This window comes from Methylobacterium sp. E-016 (assembly GCF_022829745.1).
Taxonomy (GTDB): Bacteria; Pseudomonadota; Alphaproteobacteria; order Rhizobiales; family Beijerinckiaceae; genus Methylobacterium.
On sequence record NZ_JAKSYF010000137.1, the window covers coordinates 1 to 17,765 of the forward strand.

Below are 17,765 nucleotides of genomic sequence, written 5' to 3' on the forward strand. Positions count from 1 at the left end.
GACGGCACGCTGAGCCTGGTCCGGATGCGCGAGGACCTGTTCGACCTGCGCCGCATCCTGCGCGACGAGGGCGAGCCCAACCTGATCGACGCCGCCGACAGCCTCGATTCGGACTTCGAGCACCTGTTCGCCTCGTGGTTCAACCGCGGCTTCTTGGTGCTGCGCCACATCGACTGGACGACGCCGGCTCACATCCTCGAGAAGATCATCCGCTACGAGGCGGTCCACGAGATCGCCGGCTGGGACGACCTTCGCCGCCGGATCGAGCCGGCGGACCGGCGCTGCTTCGCGTTCTTCCACCCGGCACTCGTCGACGAGCCGCTGATCTTCGTCGAGGTCGCGTTGACCAGCGCGATCGCGCCGGCGATCGCGCCGATCCTGTCGCAGGCGCGCGATCCGCTTCCGCTGAAATCCGCCACGACCGCGATCTTCTACTCGATCTCGAACTGCCAGAAGGGCCTGGCCGGCGTCACCTTCGGCAACTTCCTGATCAAGCAGGTGGTCGAGGACCTCGCCCGCGAGATCCCGACCCTGAAGACCTTCGTCACGCTCTCGCCAGTTCCGGGTTTCGCGCGCTGGCTCGATCGCGAGCGCCGGGCGGAAGCGCCGCAGGGCCTGACCCGCGACGATGTCGAGGCGCTTCGCCTGCTCGACGAGCCCGATTGGGCGACCGACAAGGCGAAGTCCGATGCCGTGCGCAAGGCGCTGCTGCCGGCGGCGGCCGCCTACTTCCTCCGCGCGAAGAACGAGCGGGGCCGCCCGCTCGACCCGGTGGCGCGCTTCCATCTCGGCAACGGCGCGCGCCTCGAGCGGATCAACTTCCTCGGCGACGTCTCCGGCAAGGGGTTGCGGCAATCCCATGGCCTGATGGTCAACTACCTCTACGACCTGTCGGCGATCGAGAAGAACCACGAGACCTATGCCAACCTCGGCACGGTCTCGGCGTCCGGCGCGGTCTCACGCGAGTTGCGCGCCAACCTGCCTCCGCCGCGTTCCGTCGCGCTCGCCGAGGCCTGAGGCGGGTGGACCGCCGCCGATCATCCGTTTCGCTGAGCGTTGTGTCATGACGAATCATCTCTTCGCGTTGATCCGCGAGGCCCTGCCGGCGGATCCGGCGGCCAGCACCTTCATCGAGACGCCCGACGGGCGCCGCTACAGCTACGCCGACATGCTCGCGCGCAGCGGGGCCTACGCGAACGCGTTGGTGTCCGCGGGCGTCCGCCCCGGCGACCGGGTCGCGGTGCAGGTGGAGAAGAGCGCCGAGGTGGTGTTCCTCTATCTCGGCGCAGTGCGCGCCGGCGCGGTGTTCCTGCCGCTCAACACCGCCTACACCGCCCCGGAGGTCGCCTACTTCCTCGGCGACGCCGAGCCCGCCCTGTTCGTCTGCGACCCGGCCAAGCGCGAGGCGCTGGTGCCGGTCGCCGGGGACGCGGGGACCATCCGCGTGCTCACCCTCGATGCCGCCGGCCGGGGCAGCGCCGCCGAGGCCGCGGACGCGCAGGGCTCGGAGTGCTCCGACGTGCCGCGGGATCCGGAGGATCTCGCCGCGATCCTCTACACCTCCGGCACCACCGGGCGCTCGAAGGGCGCCATGCTCAGCCACGACAACCTCGCCTCGAACGCGCGCACGCTGGTCGAGGCCTGGCGCTTCACCGCCGACGACGTGCTGATCCACGCCCTGCCGGTGTTCCACACCCATGGCCTGTTCGTCGCGATCAACACCGTGCTGGCGTCGGGGGGCAGCATGCTGTTCCTGCCGCGCCTCGACGCCGGGCTGATCCTCAAGCTGATGCCGCGGGCGACCAGCATGATGGGCGTCCCGACCTTCTACACCCGCCTGCTCAAGGATCCGGGGCTGACGCAGGCGGCGACCGCGCACATGCGGCTGTTCACCTCCGGCTCGGCCCCATTGCTGGCCGAGACGCATGCCGCGTGGCGGGCACGGACCGGTCACGCCATCCTCGAGCGCTACGGCATGACCGAGACCAACATGAGCACCTCGAACCCCTATGAGGGCGAGCGCATCGCCGGCACCGTCGGGTTCCCGCTGCCCGGCGTGGCCCTGCGCGTCGTCGACCCGGACACCGGCGCGCCGCTCGGCTCCGAGCAGGTCGGAATGATCGAGGTGAAGGGCCCGAACGTGTTCAAGGGCTACTGGCGCATGCCTGAGAAGACCGCGGCCGAGTTCAAGGTCGACGGCTTCTTCGTCACCGGCGATCTCGGCAAGGTCGACGCCCGCGGCTACGTCCACATCGTCGGCCGCGGCAAGGACCTGATCATCACCGGCGGCTTCAACGTCTACCCGAAGGAGGTCGAGGCCGAGATCGACGCGATGCCGGGCGTCGTCGAATCGGCGGTGATCGGCCTGCCGCACGCCGATTTCGGCGAGGGCGTCACCGCCATCGTGGTGGGTTCGAAGGACGCTCCGGACGAGGCGGCGGTGCTCGCCCATCTCGAAGGGCGCCTCGCCCGGTTCAAATGCCCGAAGCGGGTTCTCTTCGCCGACGACCTGCCACGCAACGCCATGGGCAAGGTCCAGAAGAACGCCCTGCGGGATCGCCACGCCGATTTGTATCGCGACGCGTCGAAGACGTCCTGACCAGCGGGCCTCAGCCGGCCACCGAGGCGCGCGCGGCCTCGATCAGGTCGTTCGCCAGTGCCTCGTCGTCCACGGCCCGAGCCAAGACGACGGCGCCGACGAGGGTCGACAGCGTCGCCAGCGAACGCTGCCGGCGGCGCTCGCGCGAGGCCTTCGGCGTCAGGTCGGCAAGGATGGCGGCGAGGCGTTCGACCCCGTGGGTGAACCGCGCGCGCACCGGGCTACCCGAGGGCTCCCGCGCGACGTCGTTGGCCAGGGCCGCGAGCGGGCACCCCTTCTCGGGCGCCTGGACGTGCCCGAGCGACAGGTAGTTCCCGACCAGGCTGTCGAGGTTGCCGCGGTATTCCTCCTTGATCGCGCACTCGAAGGCTTCGGCCGCCAGGGCGTCCTTGTTGGCGAATTGGCCATAGAACCCGCCATGCGTCAGGCCGGCCGCCCCCATGATGTCGGCGACCCCGACGCCGTGAAGGCCGCGCTGGCGGAACAGCGCCGACGCCACCTCGACCACGCGCTGCCGGTTCAGCCGCGCCTGCTCCTGAGACACCCTCGGCATCTTCGTCTCCTCGTCTCACGAGCGGCCGCCGCGCGGTCCGGCGGACGATGCGCTAACGCATCGCATCCGATGTGGATGCGACCTGTCATCTAAATCAGTCCACGGTCGCGCTGTCGCCGGACGCTTTCGCCGCCTCGGCCGTTGCCGCCAGCACGAAGCGCCGCCCGTTCGACCGTTCAGGGGCAGGGGCAGGGGCTCGGGCTGGTCGATCGATCGGGCACTTGCCGCGTCGCATGCGCGGCGGCGAGCGCCCAGCCGCACCAGCCCTCAGGATGGAACAGCGCCCGTGGTCGCAGTCGCTCCGTCTCGCCCGGAAACGACCGCGGGGCTCCGCGCATCCGCAGGTGTTCGGGCGACGCGGAACCACAGGGCGTAGAGGGCCGGCAGGAACAGCAGCGTCAGCAGGGTGCCGACGCCGACGCCACCGATCAGGACGTAGGCCAGCGCCCCCCAGAACACCGAGTGGGTGAGCGGGATGAAGGCGAGCATCGCTGCGGCCGCCGTCAGGATCACGGGCCGCGCGCGGCGCACGGTCGATTCCACCACGGCCTCGTAATCCGACAGGCCCGAGGCGCGATCGTGATGGATCTGATCCACCAGGATCAGCGTGTTGCGCATCAGGATGCCCGACAGCGCGATCAATCCGAGGATCGCGTTGAAGCCGAAGGGCTGGTGGAAGATCAGCAGGGTCGGCACCGCGCCGACGAGGCCGAGCGGCGCGGTCGCGAACACCATGAACATGGTGGTGAACGAGCGCACCTGGATCATGATCACCGTCAGCGTGACGATCAGCATGATCGGGAACACGGCGATCAAAGCCGACATCGCCTTGGCGCTCTCCTCGACGGCGCCGGCCGTGTCGATGCGGTAGCCCGGCGGCAGCCTCGCCCGGATCGGATCCAGCAGCGGGAAGATCTGCGCATGGACGTCCGGCGGCTGCTTGCCGTCGAGCACGTCGCCCTGCACCCGGATGTAGCTCTCGCGGTTGTAGCGCTTGAGCACCGCATCCTCGTCCCGGCTTTCCAGGCGTGCGACCTGCGAGACCGGCACCTGCCGGCCGTCCTTCGTCGCGAGCGTCAGGTCGCCGATCTCGCCGAGCGAGCGTCGCTCCGGGCCGGGGCTGCGCAGCAGCACGTCGACCGAGCGCAGGTTCTCGCGGACCTGAGTGGCGGGCGTGCCGTTGAGGTAGCTCTGCAGCTGCTGTCCGGCCTCCTTCGGCGTCAGGCCGATCAGGCGCAGGCGTTCCTGGTCGAGGACGAGGTGAAGGCCCGGCGTCCGGTCGCCCCAGTCGAGATGGACGAGCCGCATGTCGGGATTGCCCGCCATGACCTCGGCGACCTCGGCCGCGATGCGGCGGATGACGTCGAGGTCGGGGCCGACCACCCGGAACGCGACCGGGAATCGGATCGGCGGCCCGAACACGATCTGCAGCACCCGCACGCGCGCCTCGGGGAAGCGGCCGTCCTCGACGAGCTTGCGCACCTTCGCCCGGAGGGCGTCGCGGGCCTCAGCGTCCGCGGTCTGCACCACGATCTGCGCGAAGGCCGGGTCCGGCAGCTCGGGATCGAACGACAGTACGAAGCGCGGCATGCCCTGGCCGATATAGCTCGTGATCTCCTTGGCCTCCGGCAGGTCGCGCACCGCCGCCTCGACGCGCTGCACGGTGGCCTCGGTGGTGGCGAAGGCCGACCCGGTCGGCAGCGTGACCTCGACGATCAATTCGGGCCGCTCGGAGTTCGGGAAGAACTGCTTCTCGACACGGCCCATCCCGATGACCGCGACAACGAACAGCGCCACGGTGATGCCGGCTGCCGCCCATTTGTGATCGACCGAGGTGCGCACGATCCGGCGCAGGCGCTGGTAGTTCTTCGTGGCGTAGATCGCCGCGTGGCCGCCCGCGACCGGCTCGATGTTCGGCAGCAGCTTGACGCCGAGATAGGGCGTGAAGGTCACGGCCACGATCCACGAAACGACGAGAGAAAACGCCACCACCCAGAAGATGTTGCCGGCATATTCGCCGGCCGTTGAGGCGGCGAAGCCCACCGGCAGGAACCCGGCGATGGTCACCAGCGTGCCGGTGAGCATCGGCGCGGCGGTGGCGCTCCAGGCATGGGTCGCGGCCTCGATTCGGTCGGCGCCTTCCTCCATGCGCACCACCATCATCTCGATGGCGATGATCGCGTCGTCGACGAGCAGCCCGAGCGAGATGATCAGCGCGCCCAGCGTGATGCGATCGAAGTCGCGCCCCGTCAGCATCATCACCACGAACACCGCCGACAGGGTCAACGGCACGGCCAGCGCCACGACGATGCCGACGCGGAAGCCGAGCGCCACCAGGGACACGAAGATCACCACCGACAGCGCGGTGAAGAACTTGACCATGAACTCGTGGATCGCCGCGTCGATGACCTTGGCCTGATCGGTGATCTTGGTGAAGCCGATTCCGAGGGCGAGGTCGTGATGGATCGCGACCTCCTCGGCATTGAGCGCCTCGCCGAGCTTGAGGCCGTTGAAGCCGGGCTTCATCACCAGGCCAAGCATCAGGGCCGGCTCGCCGTCGTTGTGGATCGCGAAGCTCCTGGGGTCCTCGTAGCCGCGCTTCACCTCCGCGATGTCGCCGAGCTTGAGGCTGCGGTCGCCCGCCGCCACCGGCAGGCCGCGGATCGCGTCGAGCCCGTCGATGGCGCCGTCCAGGCGAAGGTAGACCCGCGGCCCGGCTGTCTCGACGAAGCCGGCCGGCGTCACGTCGTTCTGGTTGGCGAGCGACGCCAGCAGCTGCTGGCCGGTGATCCCGAGCGTGGCCAGGCGCTGGTACGAGATCTCGACGAAGATCTTCTGCGCCTGCTCGCCGAGGATGTTGATCTTCTCGACGCCGGGCAGCCGCAGCAGGCGCTGGCGCAGGGCCTCGGCCTGGAGCACGAGCTGGCGGTGCGGCAGCCCCTTGGCCTGGAGCGCGTAGAGCGCGAAGTAGACGTCCGAGAACTCGTCGTTGAACAGCGGTCCCATCACCCCGCGGGGCAGGCTGGAGGCCTGATCGGACAATTTCTTGCGCGCCTGGTAGAACTCCGACTGCACCTTCCCCGGAGGCATGTTGTCCTTGAGGTAGACCTTCGTCACCATCAGGCCCGGGCGCACGGTGGTCTCGGCGCGGTCGTAGTAGACGAGCTCCTGCAGCCGCTTCTCGAGCGGGTCGGCGACCTGACGCTGCATCTCCTCGGCGGTGGCGCCCGGCCACGCCGCCGAGACCGTCATGGTCTTGACGGTGAAGGCCGGGTCCTCGCCGCGGCCGAGCTTCTGGAAGGCGAAGATGCCGGCGACCGTCACGGCGATCAGCAGGAACAGCGTGACCGCCCGCTCGCGGACGGCGAGCGCGGAGAGGTTGAAACCGCTCATCGCTTCGCCCCCGTCAGGTTCGCGTCCGCCTGGCGCACCTTCTCGCCGGGCTTGAGCAGGTGGGCGCCGAGCGCCACGATGCGATCGCCCGGGCTCAGGCCCGCGACGACCTCGGCGCGCTCCTCGCCCATGCGCGCGACCCGCACGGCCTGCTCCCGCACCGTTTCGGTCTCGGCGTCGTAGCGCCAGACCGCGGTGCCGTCGCCCCGGTCGAACAGGGCCGCGAGCGGCACCTCCACCGCGGGCTCGCGCCGGACGTCGTGGTCGGCGAGCCGAAGGGTGACCGTCGCCCCGAGCGGCGCAGCCTCGCCGCCGCCCGACAGGATGTAGCGCGCCCGGTAGGTGCGGGTCGCGGGGTCGGCCGTCGCCGACAGCTCGCGCAGGCGCGCCGGATAGGTCGCCTCGCCCTCGGCGTAGAGGGTGGCCGAAGCGTTCCCCTGCGCCGCGCGCCGGCTGCCCTCGGGCAGGAACACCTCCGCCTCCCGCGATCCGTCGCGGGCGAGCTTCACCACGGTCTGGCCGGCGGCGACGACCTGTCCCGGCTCGGTCGGCACCTCCATCACCACGCCGTCGGCATCGGCCTGGAGCTCGGCGTAGCCCGCCTGGTTGGCGATCTGGCTCGCCTGCGCCTCCGCGTTGGCGAACTGCGCGATGGCGGCATCGGCCGCGCCCTTGTTCTGGTCGTAGGCCTGGATCGAGGTCCAGCCGTCGGCCACGAGCTTGCGGCTGCGCGCCTCGTCGGCCTTGGCCTTGATCATCTGCGCGCGGGCCGCCTCGACGGACGCCTTGGCGGCGTTCAGCGCGAGCCCGAAATCGGTCCGATCGAGGCGCATCAGCGGCTGTCCGAGGCGGACGCGGTCCCCCGGATCGACCAGCCGCTCGAAGATTTTGCCGCCGACGCGGAAGCCGAGGTTGCTCTCCGTCCGCGCCCGAACGACCCCGGTGTAGCGCGAGACCGCCCCCTCGGCCGGGGCGACCGCGACGGTCTGAACGAGCCGTGGTTTCTCAGGCACCGCCGTCTCGGCCGGCGAGCACGCCGCCAAAGCGAGGCTCGTCAGCAACATGACCATACCGACATTCATCGCCGCTTCCCCGACACCGATCGAACTCGCCATTAAAATGATGGTTGTCATCTATTATGGGCCGGTGATGTCGTCAATGGCGAGGGCGCCGCGATTCGGTGAATCGGGGTCGGAAAGAGCGGTCCGCCAAATGCAGCGGTACGATCTCGACCTCTCGGTCTGGCTCGGATGTATCTACCGAGTCAGCATCTCGGCCGCTGCATATGCGCTGTTTCCCCCAGCCGAACGGCGAGTCGGGCAGGTCGAGCGCAGCCCAGGTCTTCGTCGCTGGCAGCATCACCCCCACATTGTCGGAGGCGAGCGACCTCGGCATCGCGCGGTCCGCATCATCGGCACTGCAAAATAGCTTGGTCGCCGCAGGATCCTGGCTACATTGATCGAGGTCGTGCGGATGAGCTTCTGATCTACGTACGCTACGATTCTGTCGACAGTCTCAACCATGCAACAACGTTTTTAACTTAGCAGGCTGCTGCGGAAGTCAGGCGTGACGCTTGGTTTGGATCGTCAGGACTGTTTTATGAGATCAGTCCGCCTCGACGAGGCTCGATCCGGCAGCTTCGATGTGTTGCTCGGGTCGCGGGCCATGTCTCGGCCATGTCCGGGTCGCCCGTCATGCGACCGCTCCGGCCAGCAGCTGGGGCAGACGCACGATGGTTGTAGGCGGCGGCTGAGAAGGTGAACAGCGCCTCGACCTTGGCTCGCCCGCGCAGCTTGACCTTCCTCAGCCCGGCCTGAGCCTTGATCCAGCCGAAGACCTCCTCGATCTGTTTCCTGCAGCGCAGGCTGACCGCGTAGCCGGCATGCCGCGTGTGCGGCCGTCGAGGGCGGTCTTGCGCAACTTGCCGGTTTTCGACATCGCCCCGTTGATCGCGATGTCCGGGCTCACCCGCCGCGCTTGCAGGTCGCCGACGAAGGCCGCCACGTCGAACAGCTTGTCCGCGCCCAGAGTGATCCGGTGCCGGCGGGGTCGGCGGTTGAGCATGGTCAGGGCCGCCTCACGCTCGGCGGTGCCGGTAGCGTGGGTGAGGGTCGCGTCCACCACCAGGCCGTTCCGGTTTCTCCATCAGCGCATGGCCGAGGCAGCACAGCCGGCTCTCCTGGCCGTCCGCCTTGCGGTAGAGACCCGCGTCCGGGTCGATGGTCGAGGCATGGGGCGCGTTCGAGCTCTTCTCCTTGTGAAAGTCGCGCTCGCCGTTGCGGCCAGGATCCGGCGGTTCACCCGAGCCGTCTTTCGGCTGGAAGCTCTTCATCGAGGCCCACGCCTCGATCATCGTGCCGTCCACCGAGAAGTGGTCGCTCGACAGAAACCGGTTGACCGGCTTGAGCGCCAGCAGCCCCGCCAGGAAGGCGTGCGCCACCTCCGTCTCCAGCAGACGGACGCGGTTGTGCGTGAACCCGGTTGAATGCCAGACCGTGGAATCCATCTCCAACCCCACGAACCACCGGAACAGCAGGTTGTCGTCGATCTACTTCATCAGCATCCGCTCGGAGCGCACCGAGAGGAACGCCTGCAGCAGTGTGGCTCGCAGCAGCATCTCGGGCGGGATCGAGGGACGGCCCAGGCCCGAGTACAGGCTCTCAAAGCACTCGTTCAGCCCGGCCATCACCTCGTCAGCCAACGTCCTGATCGGCCGCAAAGGGGGATCGGCTGGCACACGCTCCTCAAGCCGAACGTAGCTGAACAGGTTGGCCGAGGCCGCCTCACGTCCACGCATCGATCGAACCCCGCCTCTCGCTCGGACAGAGTGAATCATCTTCAAGGCCGCACCGCCACGGACTTCTGCAGCAGCCTGCTAGGAACCCGTCCGAGTAACGTTTTATCGGATCGAGGACGGGGTTGAGATCAAGGCAGGCCAGCCGGCGTCATGCTCAGCGTTCGGCCTTGGCCAGCTTCAGAAGGTTGTGGGCGGTGCAGATCATCGCCCATTCGCCGCGGACCTAATCGAGCCCGCGGAGCAGGAACGGTCGGAGGCCCCGGGCCTGCTCGATCTGCCCGAACACCGGCTGGACGACCTGCTTCCTGAGGCGGTAGCGGCTCCGGCGGCCACCCCGTTTCAGCCGTTCGGCCATCGCACGCATCAGGGGCGTCTTCGTCAGCTGTCGACGACCGGCCGCATCCGCCTCTCCGTGGCGCGCCCGACCTGGAGCGAGATAGGCGGTGATCCGCCGCTGCTTCTGCGCTGCCAGGTTCGCCTCGTTGTCAAAGCCTGCATCGCCCGAGACCTCGCACGGCTTGCGCCCGAGATGAGCGCGGATGTCGTCGATGAGCGGCACGAGGGCGCGGGCGTCGGCAGCGTTCGTCACGAGGCGGTGCGCCACGATGACCTGATGCGCAGCATCGACGGCGATCTGGCCTCTGTAGTCCTGCACGAACCCGTCGCAGGTCGGCAGGATCCGGCTGTCCGGGTCGGTGAAGTTGCGCTGCGCTCGGTCCGGCGGACCACCGTCCTCACCGCGCAGGGGTCGACCCTGCCAGCGCATGCCCGAGGACCCTTCGCAAAAGCGATGCGTGGATCGGCCAATGGCTCCGGGACCTGCTGGCGCGGGCGCACGCCAACACCGCCGTCGTTGCGCTGGCGGCTAAAATGGCCCGGACCGTCTGGGCGCTGCTGCGCCACGAACGCGTCTATGAGCCGGCGGCGGTGGCTGCCTGAACCGTGCTTGGTCGGCAAAGCCTTCGTCAGCCTTCCGATGTCTGCGAGCGGCGAAAGGAAGATTGCCTGACAGCCGATCGATGTTCTGGAAGCCTCTGGCGGAAAATGGCGCTCGACGCCGACCCCTTTATGAGGACCAGGACGCGCGGATCTCCATCTTGGCCAACGGCATCGCTGGAAGGCCGGATACGTTTATGCAGACTGCTAAGACCAGCGGATCATAAGCCACTTGCGGACGGGGCGGGCCATACGTTTTTCGCCGTCAGGCTGGCACTGTCGCGTGCCGCACGGCCCCAATCCAGTTGTTCGGCGCCGTCCAGCCGCTCCAGCAAGGCGTGATGCAGGCCCGCCATACGCCCGCCCTCTGCCAATCACGCAGCCGTCGCCAGCACGACATCCCCGAACCGCAGCCCATCTCATGCGGCAGGTCCTCCCACGGCAAACCGGTGCGCAGCACGAAAAGGATGCCGGTCAGCGCCGCCTGGTCCGGTATCGGCGGCCGCCCGCCTTTCGGACACTCCCGCGCCAGTGGCAGCAGCGGCGCGATCACCGCCCAGAAATCGTCGGGAACCGGGAACTTCGCCATGCCCTACCAACGCGCCAATCGCCGTTTTCGTTAGACGCTCTTAACCCCTGTCGGAGTTGCAATCCTTGGCTGGGGCGCCAGGATTCCAACTCCTCAGCCGATTATTCGCAAGCCACTGAAAAAATAGCGCAATTTTTATCGCATTATCTAATTGATACTTGAATGTGTTACATAAGACAACGAGTCACGGCTAGGGCGTGTCATCGCTAGATCCAATCGAGGGCGGCTGCGAGGGAGAGGACGCCCATGGAACTGACGGCGGTCTTCTCATAGCGGGTGGCGATGGCGCGCCACTCCTTAGCCTGGCCCAGAGGCGCTCGACCTGGTTGCGGTTGTTGTAGATCCAATCCGGGCAGGCCACGGGCGCTTCGTGGCGCTGAGGCGGGATCGCAAGCCGAGCGCCCATATCCCAGATGTGTTCGCGAAAGGCGTGGCTGGTGTAGCCACGGTCTCCGACGACCCACTTGGGCACGCCGGGCAGCCGGTCGAGGAGCGGAACCGCATGGGGCAGTTCATGGGCCTGTCCCGGTGCCAGCCGGAAGGCGATGGCACGACCCTGCCCGTCGGCGATCACGCAAGCCTTGGTGCTATCGCCGCCACGCGAACGGCCAAGAGCTTCACGAGTGTCTCGCTCGGCCGCAGATCCCCCCTTTTGGCGGCACCGGCCGCCTTTTGTTGCGCGCGTATGTTCGTGCCGTCGAGGAACACCATGCCGAGTTGGACGCCGCGCTCCTGCACGAGGCTGAGGAGCCGCTCCCAGACGCCGGCACGGGACCAGCGGATGAAGATCTGGGCTGCGCGCTACCAGGGACCCAGATCCTCTGGAATGGCCCGCCACTTGGCCCCGTTCTGATGCCGCCAAAGGATGGCTGAGAGCGTGCGCCGAAGATCCTGTGGGGGCGTCTTGGACTTGGACCGGCAGGCCTCGACCAAGGGCTCCAGTTCAGACCACTGCGCGTCGCTCAGCATCGTCCCTCCTGGATCAGAGAAACGAAAACGCTAGCCAAACCAATCCGTTCAGGCGACGACACGCCCTAGCTGTTTGGTTGCGGGACGTCATTGGGATGTGGCACGGTGGGCGATCAAAGCCCATGCTTGGCGGTTCGAGGGTGTGCGCCGCCGTTTGGCAGGCATGCCCAGGGGCGACCGGTGGCGCAGAAGATCACGACCAGTCGAGCTCATGGCGAGCGCTCGGCGACCCACAGTCTGGGTGAGCGGTTGGGTCACAGCAAGGTCCCGCTGAGTGAATTGTCTACGACGGCGACGCGCTGCAAGCCCGGATTGCCGGGCAGGTGCCTCCGCTGACTTTTTGAATCGCCACCGATCTTACTAGATCATCGTGCTTTATGACATTAAATCTGATATCATGACGAGCCGGCGGCACGCCCGGCGATCAGTCTTTCCTTGATTTTAGCAAGGAATGCTTAGGCGTCGGTAATTCGTGATGCATTGAGCGGTTTAGATTCAATGATTTGCTTTGACTATCATATAATTCGATCTTTTTCATTTGTACATAAAATTCATTGGCCCCGAAAATCGTTGGATGCAGATATTCTATCTTTAAAGGTATGAGTTCGAGTGATAATATATCATTAAAAACTTCAGTAAAACTATACGGTGTATATACTGTGCAATGAACATCGTGGTAATTTTTGTTCGATTAGACGTCGATGGCTACGTTCAACGCATTGCGAAGCTGGCCGTCGAACATGTCTTTTGGTTTTCGTCCACGTCCAGCCCATTTTGCATTCAGATTGACCTCTACGGTGCGTGCAACATGCTCAAAGGCCTGTGCTGGGCTCGCAATGCGTGGATTGGCAAGGTAGTGCGCGACCAGATCTCCGGTCGTGGAGGGCGCACGGCGAAAATCGAAAGTAAATCGCTTATCAGGCACCACAAGAAACAGGATGCCGCCGGGCTTCAAAGCACCGCCTAAGTCGCGCAGCCATCGAACCGGATCTGGCAGGTGCTCAATTACGTGACTGGCAACGATGTAGTCCACTTGACCACGTGGTCCAAGCGCCTCCGTAAGAGTTTGATGCTCCAAGACAAGGTCGACATCCACAATCCGATCGGCGTCGGGCCGCATCACAGCGTGATCGGCACATTTGCGTCGCAGGTTTTCGGTGGACAAATGATCAGCGTAGAGGATCTCGCCGTCAACACGTGAGATGATCGGACTGTTCAAGGGTCCAAGCTCGACACCTTATTTGTTTTTCGGGCAGACAGATTTGAGCGCCTGAGCTCGTCGGTAATTTATTACTGATTTTATTTCTCTGTAGCCATTCAACTAAAGTGGGTCATGGTGCTTTATCAAAGTACAACACCTGTGCTATGTGAGAATACGATATATTCGATATGCTTTTGGCAAACTTTGCTTAGACCGTAGCTCGTTTTCACATCGTTCCATTACCGGACATACCTCTTCCAATCAGCCAATCCGTCAGTCCTTGCCCAAAAGTGACTCCAGGGTCCTTTCGGTGCCGAGGAGATCCAAAGATCTGACGTGAAGAGCATCAAAGTCTCGATCGCGCTGCTCTCGAGTCTTTCAAGCAGCGCTGGCGGCCTCACTCTGCTCCGGCACAATCCGTCCTACGGTAGCAGTGGCCTAGCTGCCTTTCTATCGAAACTTTCCGTGCCGCCCGTCGGTGAGCGCCTTCTGCAACGGCAGCCTGCTCTTGGCGGCGTAGCTTTGACGGTCCACACGGATCCGCTGAGGCGGGTGCGGTGCTGTATCGGCTCTACCGCGGCCCGTTCGGGATCTAGCCCGTCTTATTCATGAGGGTGGTGAATTTTGGGTGGCGAGCGTAGCGTAAAACATTGATCTGGCTTAAGGATTGGGTGCTGACGCCAAGCCCCCAGACCCGATCGAGCCCGCCATGTCCGATCCTACGTGTCTGCCGTTCGCGTTTCCATCCGTGCGGGGCAAGAAGCTCACAGCCGCCTTCGATGGCGGACGCCTGACCTCGGAGGGTGGCGTCCTGTTGCTTGCCCAGGCCGCCCGGCGATCGGGTATCGCCGAGAAGCTTGCGGCCGTGATCCCGGATCGACGCGATCCGAGCCGGGTCGTGCATCCGCTTTCCGAGATCCTGCTCGCCCGCATCTTGGCCATCGCCTGCGGGTACGAGGATGCCGACGACCTCGACCACTTGCGCGCCGACCCCGCCTTCAAGCTCGCCTGCGGGCGGCTGCCCGAGAATGGCGCGGACCTGATGAGCCAGCCCACTGTCTCGCGGATGGAGAACACCCCCGGCCTGCGCGACCTGATCCGGCTCGGGCGGGTGCTGGTCGACGTGTACTGCGCCAGCTACGTCGTACCGCCCGCCGCGGTCACCCTGGACATCGACGACACCTGCGACGTGGTGCACGGCCAGCAGCAGCTGTCGCTATTCAACGCCCACCACGACGCGCGCTGCTTTCTGCCGATCCACGTCTACGATACCGCCACCAGCCGTCCCGTCGCGATGATCCTGCGGTCGGGTAAGACACCCTCGGCTCGCGAGGTCCGCGGCCATCTGCGCCGGCTCGTCCGGGCAATCCGCCGTCACTGGCCGACGACCGCGATTACCATCCGCGGCGACGGCCACTACGGGCGGCCCGAGGCGATGGACTGGTGCGAGGACAACGGCGTCACCTACGTCTTCGGCTTGACCGGCACCAAGGCGCTCGCGGCCAAGGTCGAGCCGACCGCCGACCACATCCGGGTGGTACGGGCCATCGGTGACAAGGATGCGGTGCGCGGCTTTGCCGAGACCACCCACGCCGCCAAGTCCTGGCGGCAGACGCGCCGTGTCGCCGCCCGCATCGAGGCCACCCGCCTCGGCCTCGACATCCGCTACGTGGTCACGAACATCACCACCGGCACGCCCGAATGGCTCTACGCCGAGCTGTACTGCGCCCGCGGCCAAGCCGAGAACCTGATCAAGTTGCACAAGGGCCAGCTCGCTTCCGACCGCACCTCCTGCCGGCACCCGGCCGCCAACCAGATGCGGCTCGTCCTGCACACCGCAGCCTACTGGCTGATGCTCACCGTGCGAGACGCCATCCCGACCACGCATCGCCTCGCCAAAGCCGAGTTCACGACGATCCGGTTGCGGCTGCTCAAGCTCGGCGCTCGCACCCACGAGATCGCTGCCCGCGGGTTTCAGGCCGGACAGACGCTACGGACCGTCCTGCAGGAGATCGAGGCCGCACCGCGTTTCGCCCTTTGGTACCTGACGCGTCCCGTACAGGGAACCGAGCGCGTCGTCGCGCAAGGCTTCGCCCAGCTCGTCGAAGTGTTACGGCTGCCACCTCCGCCGCGGCGAGAGCGAGAGAACGAACGTAGTCGGAGCACGGACCGATCGAATTCGGGCTACGATCGGTAGCTCGCCGGGATTCTTGCTACTTGCGGACCTTTCGGTCAATGCGACGACCGCTCGCACAAAACGAGGGTTTCATGATCTCCCTACGCGAGACCTACCGTCGGTTTGAGGGCGGTTTCGGCAAACGCTCTTTGGCCCTCGCGTCGACGCGTGAGGCTCTGACGTTCGATTTCGCGCGGCGGGTGTAGGGCGATGGTTTTTTCTCGGAAACCCAGCCGAGCAGCTGAATCGGCTTCGCTTCGAGATGGGCGGTCACGGTCGGGATCTTGATGAGGTCATCCAGCGTCGAGCGTAGCGCAATCGGATCGCAGTAGCGCTCGTCGGTCTCCCCCTTGCCGCCATGGCCGAGGATATCGGCGCGAATCTCCGTGCCAACCAGATCGGCGAAATGCCGCTGACGCAGATCCTCGACAACTACGAGCCCGCGTTCGAGGAGCAGTTTTGCAAACAGCGTGTAGATCTGGCGGGCCTGGTTCTGCGTCTTGGCATCCCAGTTCTCATCCCGGCCGCGCGCCGCAATCATCGCCTCGCCGAGCACGACGATCGGATAGTGCGCGGGCCCGGTGATCGGAGGGGGCGCGGAGCGCACGACGGATGGGCCATCCGGCGTGGAATCCGCCATCTCGTAGGTCCGGCGCGTCTCGGGCGGGGGCGTCTGGGGCAGTGGAGGGGAGGGCGCTGAGCGAGCCGGCTCAACGATCGCGGCGGCGCGGGCGTCAACCTCGCGGAGCATGATGGCGTCGAGCTTGGCGCTGTCCTCAACGCGGTCGCCGTCGTACCGACGCTCCGTCGCGAAGGCGGCCGCCGCCATGGCTCGCAGCGTTTCCGTTTGAGCCAGCGCCAGGTTCACCGATGTCGGCGGTGCGTTTTGATGGGTCAAAAGGGTTTCGAGACGTTGCCGAGGCATGCGATGCGCGCCCTGCGTAATCATCGCGGCGAGCGTGGCCACGACCTCGGCGATGTCTTCCGGACTCAAGCCTTGCTCGGCCATCTTGGCGGCCGTCCCCGCATCCACCTTCGCAGCCGCGCCCCGGCCCGCAAGCAGGCGAAACACCCAGCCCATGCGGCGATCGCAGCGCCGGCTGTCATCGGGGTCGAAATCCGGGTCGGCGCGCTCGGCCGCCGCGACCCGGTCGAGCTTGTCGAGGTGGACGAGCAGGCTCTCGCGAAAAACTCCGTCGAGCTGGCGGCGGGTCATGACGATCTCGGGGTCGGCGTCTGCCATGGCGCGGTGAAAAAGTTCGTCGGAATACGCCGTAAGCTGGCCGGCGAGGAAGCGGGCGCGGCGCGGATCGCACGTGCCGAGGCTCACGATAAGCGCGTCGCCCTTACAAAATCGGCACAGGGACCGCGGGATTCGGCGGCGCCAGGTATAGGTCGCGCCGCGGCGGTAGGCATGGGCAATGGCCGGCATAGGACACACTCTGTGCTACAGTCATGTGCAACAGGGATGTGCGCAAACTCCGAATCCGCAGGGCGAATACAGAGCATTATCAACGACTTGCGTGAAGAATGGCTGGGGCGCCAGGATTCGAACCTGGGAATGGCGGTACCAAAAACCGCTGCCTTACCACTTGGCGACGCCCCACCAGAGGACGGCGCTGTCTAGACGCGGATGCGCGGACAGGCAACTGGTTTGACGGGGGCGGTGGAGAGGCGCGCGATGGGCGGCAGGGTGGCTTTGGTGACGGGGGCGGCGTCCGGCCTCGGGCGGGTCGTGGCGTTGGCGCTCGGGCGGGCCGGCTATGCCGTCGTGCTGGCCGGGCGGCGGCGCGCGGCTCTGGACGCGGTGGCGGGCGAGATCGGCGCCGCGCTCGTCGTCGAGGCCGACGTCACCGATCCGGCCTCGGTGGATCGGCTGTTTTCCCGCGTGGCGGCGGCGCATGGCCGGCTCGACCTCTTGTTCAACAATGCCGGCATCTTCACGCCGGCCGCCGCCATCGACGCGGTTTCGCTCGAGGATTGGCGCGCCAGCGTCGACACCAACCTCACCGGCGCGTTCCTGTGCACGCAGGGCGCGTTCCGGATGATGAAGCGGCAGGATCCCCGCGGCGGCCGGATCATCAACAACGGCTCCGTCTCGGCCCACGTGCCGCGGCCGCACTCGGCGCCCTACGCGGCCACCAAGCACGCGGTCACCGGGCTGACGCGCGCGACCTCGCTCGACGGGCGGCCCTACGACATCGCCTGCGGCCAGATCGACATCGGCAACGCCGCCACCGAGATGACCGACGGGTTCGCCGCCGGCGTCCGGCAGGCCGACGGGTCGATCCGGCAGGAGCCGGTGATGGATGCGCGGCACGTCGCCGAGGCCGTTCTCTACATGGCCGGGTTGCCGCTTTCGGCCAACGTCCAGTTCATGACGCTGACCGCCACAGCGATGCCGTTCATCGGCCGCGGCTGAGCCGGTCGCTTCGCCCGCCCGTCTTTGCCAAGCGGCGGCCGGGCGCCTAGAGGAGGGCGCAAAGGTCGGTCGCCCCGTTCGAAGGGTGTGCAGGCCCGCCCGAAACTCCACGACACCGACCCCGGATGCG

General features: G+C 66.5%; 8 protein-coding genes, 1 tRNA gene and 6 pseudogenes. 5 read left to right on the plus strand and 10 right to left on the minus strand.

The annotated features are described in order from the left end of the window. Together MKK68_RS19400 and MKK68_RS19405 are read left to right on the plus strand one after the other, a co-directional pair. Positions 1-1,017, plus strand: a 1,017-nt coding sequence (locus tag MKK68_RS19400) for a malonyl-CoA decarboxylase domain-containing protein (RefSeq protein ID WP_244032435.1), incomplete at its 5' end; no start/stop codon positions are given. Positions 1,018-1,063: 46 nt separating this feature from the next. Then, a complete protein-coding gene (locus tag MKK68_RS19405) occupies positions 1,064-2,599 on the plus strand; it encodes a malonate--CoA ligase (protein ID WP_147726424.1) in 1,536 nt (511 codons plus the stop codon). A gap of 10 nt (positions 2,600-2,609) precedes the next feature. Here MKK68_RS19405 and MKK68_RS19410 read toward each other — a convergent pair whose 3' ends face one another. From MKK68_RS19410 to MKK68_RS19430, 5 genes and pseudogenes are all read right to left on the minus strand, one after another. Then, positions 2,610-3,152: a TetR family transcriptional regulator gene (locus tag MKK68_RS19410; RefSeq protein ID WP_147726425.1), complete on the minus strand. Its 543-nt coding sequence runs from the start codon at positions 3,150-3,152 to the stop codon at positions 2,610-2,612. Between the two features lie 267 nt (positions 3,153-3,419). Beyond that, positions 3,420-6,545: an efflux RND transporter permease subunit gene (locus MKK68_RS19415; RefSeq protein ID WP_244032437.1), complete on the minus strand. Its 3,126-nt coding sequence runs from the start codon at positions 6,543-6,545 to the stop codon at positions 3,420-3,422. Then, entirely contained in the window at positions 6,542-7,615 is a 1,074-nt protein-coding gene (locus MKK68_RS19420; protein ID WP_409567276.1) for an efflux RND transporter periplasmic adaptor subunit, read from the minus strand. Before MKK68_RS19420 ends, MKK68_RS19415 begins: the two co-directional genes overlap by 4 nt. Before the next feature lie 622 nt (positions 7,616-8,237). Further along, a pseudogene (locus MKK68_RS19425) lies at positions 8,238-9,342 on the minus strand (IS5 family transposase). 154 nt (positions 9,343-9,496) lie between these two features. Continuing rightward, positions 9,497-10,117, minus strand: a pseudogene (locus tag MKK68_RS19430) (transposase); the annotation flags it as partial. Between MKK68_RS19430 and MKK68_RS19435 the strand changes: the two are divergent. After that, positions 10,105-10,281 (plus strand): annotated as a pseudogene (locus tag MKK68_RS19435) (IS110 family transposase); the annotation flags it as partial. The pseudogenes MKK68_RS19430 and MKK68_RS19435 sit on opposite strands and share 13 nt — an antisense overlap. 254 nt (positions 10,282-10,535) lie before the next feature. Here the strand turns inward: MKK68_RS19435 and MKK68_RS19440 are convergent. The 3 genes and pseudogenes from MKK68_RS19440 to MKK68_RS19450 form a co-directional block, all read right to left on the minus strand. Beyond that, positions 10,536-10,867 (minus strand): annotated as a pseudogene (locus MKK68_RS19440) (transposase); the annotation flags it as partial. Between the two features lie 206 nt (positions 10,868-11,073). After that, positions 11,074-11,836: pseudogene (locus MKK68_RS19445) on the minus strand (IS5 family transposase). Between the two features lie 691 nt (positions 11,837-12,527). Next, complete coding sequence (locus tag MKK68_RS19450) at positions 12,528-13,055, minus strand: class I SAM-dependent methyltransferase (protein WP_244032438.1); 528 nt, start codon at positions 13,053-13,055, stop codon at positions 12,528-12,530. Positions 13,056-13,746: 691 nt separating this feature from the next. Between MKK68_RS19450 and MKK68_RS19455 the strand changes: the two are divergent. Further along, a pseudogene (locus tag MKK68_RS19455) lies at positions 13,747-15,006 on the plus strand (IS1380 family transposase); the annotation flags it as partial. A 319-nt stretch (positions 15,007-15,325) separates the two neighbouring features. Here the strand turns inward: MKK68_RS19455 and MKK68_RS19460 are convergent. Together MKK68_RS19460 and MKK68_RS19465 are read right to left on the minus strand one after the other, a co-directional pair. Further along, on the minus strand, positions 15,326-16,645 hold the full coding sequence (locus MKK68_RS19460) for a DUF6538 domain-containing protein (RefSeq protein ID WP_244032439.1): 1,320 nt from the start codon (positions 16,643-16,645) through the stop codon (positions 15,326-15,328). A gap of 99 nt (positions 16,646-16,744) precedes the next feature. After that, a tRNA-Gln gene (locus tag MKK68_RS19465) sits at positions 16,745-16,819 on the minus strand. A gap of 75 nt (positions 16,820-16,894) precedes the next feature. Between MKK68_RS19465 and MKK68_RS19470 the strand changes: the two genes are divergently transcribed. Next, positions 16,895-17,635 (plus strand): SDR family oxidoreductase, encoded by a 741-nt coding sequence (locus MKK68_RS19470; protein WP_147859597.1) that lies wholly within the window; start codon positions 16,895-16,897, stop codon positions 17,633-17,635. Positions 17,636-17,765: the final 130 nt, after the last annotated feature.

Bases quoted from the DNA above. Each gene is read 5' to 3' on its own strand.
- MKK68_RS19405 (WP_147726424.1), top strand. From the start codon at position 1,064: ATGACGAATCATCTCTTCGCGTTGATCCGCGAGGCCCTGCCGGCGGAT.
- MKK68_RS19410 (WP_147726425.1), bottom strand. From the start codon at position 3,152: ATGCCGAGGGTGTCTCAGGAGCAGGCGCGGCTGAACCGGCAGCGCGTG.
- MKK68_RS19415 (WP_244032437.1), bottom strand. From the start codon at position 6,545: ATGAGCGGTTTCAACCTCTCCGCGCTCGCCGTCCGCGAGCGGGCGGTC.
- MKK68_RS19420 (WP_409567276.1), bottom strand. From the start codon at position 7,615: ATGGTCATGTTGCTGACGAGCCTCGCTTTGGCGGCGTGCTCGCCGGCC.
- MKK68_RS19460 (WP_244032439.1), bottom strand. From the start codon at position 16,645: ATGCCGGCCATTGCCCATGCCTACCGCCGCGGCGCGACCTATACCTGG.
- MKK68_RS19470 (WP_147859597.1), top strand. From the start codon at position 16,895: ATGGGCGGCAGGGTGGCTTTGGTGACGGGGGCGGCGTCCGGCCTCGGG.